Raw genomic sequence first — 233 nt, forward strand, 5'->3', positions numbered from 1 at the left:
TAACCGCTTAAGGTTTCATGCCCTTCATAGGCTGTGACGGAGGTTGTATTACTCATCCTGCTTGCTTTCTTTCAATGAGGGAGCACAGCCTTTGTTAAATAAAACAAGGCAAAAATATTAGTTTGAAATGTCCGAAGACGCTGATGCGAGGTAATCTGTTCAATGCTTTTTTGCGGATGCTGTTCTGCTGCATGGTTTACTAAAATATCAATGAACGCAAAACATTCTTTTGT

At 39.5% G+C, this 233-nt stretch carries 1 pseudogene; it reads right to left on the reverse strand.

Annotation, left to right across the window (positions count from 1 at the left end):
• Window positions 1-233: pseudogene (locus R0K30_RS23715) on the reverse strand (SDR family oxidoreductase); the annotation flags it as partial.

The organism is Bacillus sp. SIMBA_154 (genome assembly GCF_046536015.1).
GTDB lineage: Bacteria > Bacillota > Bacilli > Bacillales > Bacillaceae > Bacillus > Bacillus pumilus_P.